The following is a 4,462-nucleotide window of genomic DNA, read 5'->3' on the forward strand; positions in this document are numbered from 1 at the left end:
TGGACGGTGCTTCCCGCTTGGATGAAGATGGTTGCGCGTGATTGGCCGTTTTCAGGCAGGAGCGCAAGCGAATTTCTTTTATCGTCCCATCAAGAGAATTTGTATCTCACCAATCGCCGATTGTCGCCTGAATCAGGGCGAGTGCGGCGACTGCTGCGGTATCGGCCCTGAGGATGCGCGGGCCGAGCGGTATCGCCGTGACGAAGGGAAGTTTGCGCAAGGCTTGGCGCTCCTGTTCCGAAAACCCACCTTCCGGTCCGACAAGGACGCCGAGCGGTCCCCGTGGGATCGACTGGAGCGCCGGCAGGGGGTTATGCGTATCATGACCTTCGTCGCAGAAGATCAGGCGTCGCGAAACATCCCAGCCCTCAAGCAGTTTCTCGAGCCTCAACGGTTCGCGCGTCTGCGGGATCGCCAGCACGCCGCATTGTTCGGCCGCTTCGATCGCGTTCGCTTCGATGCGATCGGTGCCGATGCGGGCGACCTGCGTATGTTGGGTTATGACCGGTTGCAAAATGCCCGCCCCCAACTCCACCGCCTTTTGCACGAGATAGTCCAGGCGGCCCTGCTTCAGCGGTGCGAAGCAATAGACGAGATCGGGTGTCTCCGGCTGGTCACGCGTTCTTTCGAGTGGTTCCAGCGCCAGCTTCTTCTTGCTCTCAAACCGAAGGGCCGCTCTCCATTCGCCATCCCGCCCATTAAAGACAAGGATTTCATCGCCATCTTGCAGCCGAAGCACATTGGCAAGGTAGTTGACGGCATCAGGAGTGGCCGCAACGCCTGCACTTTTGGCGAGATCGCTGGTGACGTAAAGCCTCTGCATCTTGTAATTGGCGCGCATTCTAGATCTTCTCAGGAGAGAGGCGGCAAGCGCCGCTTGACAGGGGACGACTTGACGATCGAGGTGTTGGTTTCAGCCTTTTCCGCGATCCGGTCAAGAATCGAATCAAGCTGTTCCATGGTGCGAAATTGCAGCTTGCCGATGAAACAATCATCGCCGGTAACCTTGTCGCACTCGGTGATCTCCGGCGTCTCCTTTATCAGGCGTTCAACAATATGCAGCATGCCGGGAAGGGGGCGAACGCGCACGATCGCGGTCAGACTATAGCCGAGCGCGACGGGATCGATATCGACCGTAAAGGAGCGGATGACCTTCTTTTCCTCGAGCCGCCGTAGGCGTTCCGAGACGCTTGGGGAGGACAGGCCGACTTTCTGGCTGAGTTCCTTCAGCGATATGCGTGCATCGTCAATGAGAATTTCGAGGATCGTTCGGTCAAGTTCGTCCAACATGGCGTTCCTGTAAGGTGTTTGCCGCACTTCGCCTGAATTAAAAAGGCAAAGTAAATGATTTGCCTTTTCACGATCATAGCAAATCCAGTGTCGCGAGCATAGACTTTGCCTCGTTGGATGAGGGAGCAGTGACATGGAAAAGGAAATCGTCAGAGGCAGTGTCGAGATGACGACTGCGATGGTCATTTCGGGAACGATCGGCTGGTTCGTACTCATGTCAGGCCAGCCGGTATTTTCGGTCGTGTTCTGGCGCTGTGCCATCGGTGCCCTGACCCTGCTTGCCGTCTGCGCGGCACTTGGGCTGTTGCGGCGGGATATCATCTCGCCGAAGCTGTTCGGGCTCGCCGTCATCGGTGGCATGGCGATCGTCTTCAATTGGGTTCTGCTCTTTGCTGCCTATCCCCGGGCGTCCATAGCCATCGCAACGACCGTCTATAATGTCCAACCCTTCATGCTCGTCGGGCTCGGCGCACTGATCTTCAAGGAAAAACTCACTGTCACGAAGCTGTTCTGGCTGGGTGTCGCATTTGCCGGCATGCTTTTGATCGTGCAGGCCAAGCCTGGTGCCGCCTATAGCGGTTCGGATTATATGGCCGGGATTGCTCTGGCGCTCGGCGCCGCATTTCTCTATGCGATCGCTGCGATCGTCGCCAAGCGGCTGAAGGGTACGCCGCCGCATCTCATTGCCTTGATTCAGGTCTGCGTCGGCATTGTCATGCTTGCCCCGCTCGCCGATTTCAGCGCGTTGCCACAGAGTTCCGGGCAATGGGCCAGCATAGTGACGATCGGCGTCGTGCACACCGGGCTGATGTATATCCTGCTCTACAGCGCGATCCAGAAGCTGCCGACGCATATCACCGGGTCGCTCTCCTTCATCTATCCTATCGCTGCGATTCTCGTAGACTACATCGCATTCGGACACGCCTTGCAGCCAAGCCAGTTGGTCGGTTCCGCCGCCATCCTGATCGCCGCCGCTGGCACCAGCCTCGGCTGGAGTTTCGGCAGGCGGTTGCCAGAAGGTGTGAAGGTTTGACGATCAAAAACCATGCATCTGGGGCAGATAGCCTGCCCGCAGTGCCCGGACTGTCGAGGGAGGTGTCAGCAGCATGGCCCCATCTCGGGGCTCGGCCGGTTGATACCCCTGCCACGACCAAAGATGGGTCTTCCCGGCCTTGATGAGATAAGCATCGTCACCGCTTGCAATCATCGCGCCGTCGGGAAGCCCGCGCACCGGACCCTCGATAGCATGACGCGCTTTGCGACGGCTCCGGTCGAGCCGTTCGCCATGCAGGACACTATCGATACCCGGCGCCGTCAAGAAATTACCATTGCCCTCCGCCCATGCCGCCTGGAAGGCGAGCGCACGCTGGCGCTGGCAGTAGAAGCATGGCCGGTGCCCAGCCGAAAGCGCCGTTGCTTCATCGAGAAAGAAGAGCTCGGTCCAGCTTTGCCGCGCCATGACCTCGCGGCGGACGCCCTTGAACTCACACACGCAAATGATCCATGCGCGCGTCGTCCAGCGCCGTTTGAGGAGCGTTCGCGTCGCCGGGTCGTGGATGATGCCGCGATTGCCCATCATCGTTCCGCGATAGGGCGCTGCGACAACTTCGCCAAAGGGAGTAACACGGTTCTGCAAGGTCATTTGACGGCTTTCGACTCGATTGGCGCCATGCTATCCGACAGTTTCGAAGCATTCATCGGGCAGTTATCATGCGCATTCTCGTCATTCAGAATTACCAGGATACCGGGCTCGGGCAAGTAGGACGAGCGCTCACCGAAGTTGGAGCATCGATCGACTTGCGTCAGGCCTATCTTGGCGAGGCGTTCCCGGCGGACGCATCCGGGCATGATGCGCTCGTGGTGCTGGGCGGAGACCAGAATGCTCTCGCCGATGACACCCATCCCTACCTCCCCGCGCTGGCGCGATTGGCGAAGGACTTTGGCGACACGGGCAAGGCAGTGCTTGGCATCTGCCTTGGCAGCCAGTTGGTCGCGCGCGGCTATGGGGCTGACAACATTCTCGGTTGCACGCCGGAATTCGGTTGGCACGAAGTGGCCCGAACCGATGCAGGAGACACTGATCCAGTCCTCTCGTCCGTTTCGGAGCGCTTTCCGATCTTTCATTGGCACAGTGATACGTTCACGCTGCCGGAGGGTGCGGTCCGTCTTGCGTCGAGCGACGTGACCGCCAATCAAGCGTTTCGGATCGGTCGGGCCATCTACGGCATTCAGTTTCACTTCGAAGCCGATACGACCCTCGTTGAGGAGTGGCGGCACGCATTCCACGATCAAATCGCCTCTAACTACCCGGAATGGTTGGACAATTATGATGCGTATGTGGCCCGCGACGGCGAAGTTGCCGATGCCGCGGGGCTTGCTTTGGCCCGGGCGTGGGTTGCCTTGATTTAGCAGTCTTTTCCGCTCGCTCAGGTCTTGCAGGGTATCGGTCCCCGCACGGAATCGTTGCAACTCTGCAACAGGTAAATCCAGAATCGGATAGCCACTCTCGATTCCTTTGGAACGTGTCTTCGATTCACTAGTTGGTAAGCAAAGTGTCCTGTAGTGCCCCCACGGGCTACCGGCATCAAGCTGGCCCGCAACCGATGGAAACGCCGAAAATGACCACCAAGAGTGCTGCACTTTTGACCGCCGTAATGCTCTCAGCCATCCTGTTCATGGGCGTCGGTCTGTTTTCGGTTGATGCCGGCGGACGTGTCGTCTCCAGCGACGGCTACGGCGTAAGCACGTCGTCGCGTTGAGCTAGTTTCTCACTGCCTCAAGCCGAAACTTCCGGTCCCCTTCGATCATCAACCCGCTGAGCCGACCGCTGGCAAACGCGCCGGTGTCGAGGTTCACGCGATTTGACTGAATGTCGACGTCGCTGACCGGCGTGTGGCCGTGCACGATGACCTTTGGATAAAGCGTCGGATTGTTGAGGAATTCGCCGCGTATCCAGATAAGGTCATCCGGATCCTGCAGGTCGAGGGCGACCCCGGGCCTGACACCGGCATGGCAAAAGTAAAAATCGCCAAAGACAACGGATCGCGCCAGACCGCTCAGGAATTGCCTGTGGGCGTCAGGTATTGCCCGCACAAGCGCTCGCCAGCCGTCAAGCACCGAAACCGCGTCGTCGAAATCGATATCAACCCCATAGGAAAGCGCGGTCTGGCGG

Annotated in this window: 6 protein-coding genes and 1 pseudogene; 3 read left to right on the plus strand and 4 right to left on the minus strand. The window is 58.8% G+C overall.

All coding sequences use genetic code 11. The features are described 5' to 3' along the window. Nucleotides 1–106: 106 nt before the first annotated feature. Nucleotides 107–841: a 16S rRNA (uracil(1498)-N(3))-methyltransferase gene (locus AAAB35_RS27040; RefSeq protein WP_340671422.1), complete on the minus strand. Its 735-nt coding sequence runs from the start codon at nucleotides 839–841 to the stop codon at nucleotides 107–109. Nucleotides 842–852: 11 nt separating this feature from the next. Next, a complete protein-coding gene (locus AAAB35_RS27045) occupies nucleotides 853–1,290 on the minus strand; it encodes an Lrp/AsnC family transcriptional regulator (RefSeq protein WP_340671423.1) in 438 nt (145 codons plus the stop codon). 133 nt (nucleotides 1,291–1,423) lie between these two features. Here AAAB35_RS27045 and AAAB35_RS27050 point away from each other — a divergent pair, with 133 nt between their 5' ends. Further along, the gene (locus AAAB35_RS27050; protein ID WP_340671424.1) at nucleotides 1,424–2,323 is read left to right on the plus strand and encodes a DMT family transporter; all 900 of its coding nucleotides are present in this window, start codon (nucleotides 1,424–1,426) and stop codon (nucleotides 2,321–2,323) included. A gap of 3 nt (nucleotides 2,324–2,326) precedes the next feature. On the opposite strand, the gene AAAB35_RS27055 is transcribed toward AAAB35_RS27050, so the two are convergent. Next, nucleotides 2,327–2,932, minus strand: coding sequence for a hypothetical protein (locus tag AAAB35_RS27055; protein WP_340671425.1), 606 nt, complete (start codon nucleotides 2,930–2,932; stop codon nucleotides 2,327–2,329). Between the two features lie 68 nt (nucleotides 2,933–3,000). Here AAAB35_RS27055 and AAAB35_RS27060 point away from each other — a divergent pair, with 68 nt between their 5' ends. Then, a complete protein-coding gene (locus AAAB35_RS27060) occupies nucleotides 3,001–3,699 on the plus strand; it encodes a type 1 glutamine amidotransferase (RefSeq protein ID WP_340671426.1) in 699 nt (232 codons plus the stop codon). A 209-nt stretch (nucleotides 3,700–3,908) separates the two neighbouring features. Next, nucleotides 3,909–4,049, plus strand: a complete 141-nt coding sequence (locus AAAB35_RS27065) for a hypothetical protein (protein WP_174207689.1) — start codon at nucleotides 3,909–3,911, stop codon at nucleotides 4,047–4,049. Nucleotide 4,050: 1 nt separating this feature from the next. Here AAAB35_RS27065 and AAAB35_RS27070 read toward each other — a convergent pair. After that, nucleotides 4,051–4,462, minus strand: a pseudogene (locus tag AAAB35_RS27070) (serine/threonine protein phosphatase); the annotation flags it as partial.

It is taken from the genome of Phyllobacterium sp. (assembly GCF_037994425.1).
Classification (GTDB): domain Bacteria; phylum Pseudomonadota; class Alphaproteobacteria; order Rhizobiales; family Rhizobiaceae; genus Phyllobacterium.

Bases quoted from the DNA above. Each gene is read 5' to 3' on its own strand.
- AAAB35_RS27040 (WP_340671422.1), bottom strand. From the start codon at position 841: ATGCGCGCCAATTACAAGATGCAGAGGCTTTACGTCACCAGCGATCTC.
- AAAB35_RS27060 (WP_340671426.1), top strand. From the start codon at position 3,001: ATGCGCATTCTCGTCATTCAGAATTACCAGGATACCGGGCTCGGGCAA.
- AAAB35_RS27045 (WP_340671423.1), bottom strand. From the start codon at position 1,290: ATGTTGGACGAACTTGACCGAACGATCCTCGAAATTCTCATTGACGAT.
- AAAB35_RS27055 (WP_340671425.1), bottom strand. From the start codon at position 2,932: ATGACCTTGCAGAACCGTGTTACTCCCTTTGGCGAAGTTGTCGCAGCG.
- AAAB35_RS27065 (WP_174207689.1), top strand. From the start codon at position 3,909: ATGACCACCAAGAGTGCTGCACTTTTGACCGCCGTAATGCTCTCAGCC.
- AAAB35_RS27050 (WP_340671424.1), top strand. From the start codon at position 1,424: ATGGAAAAGGAAATCGTCAGAGGCAGTGTCGAGATGACGACTGCGATG.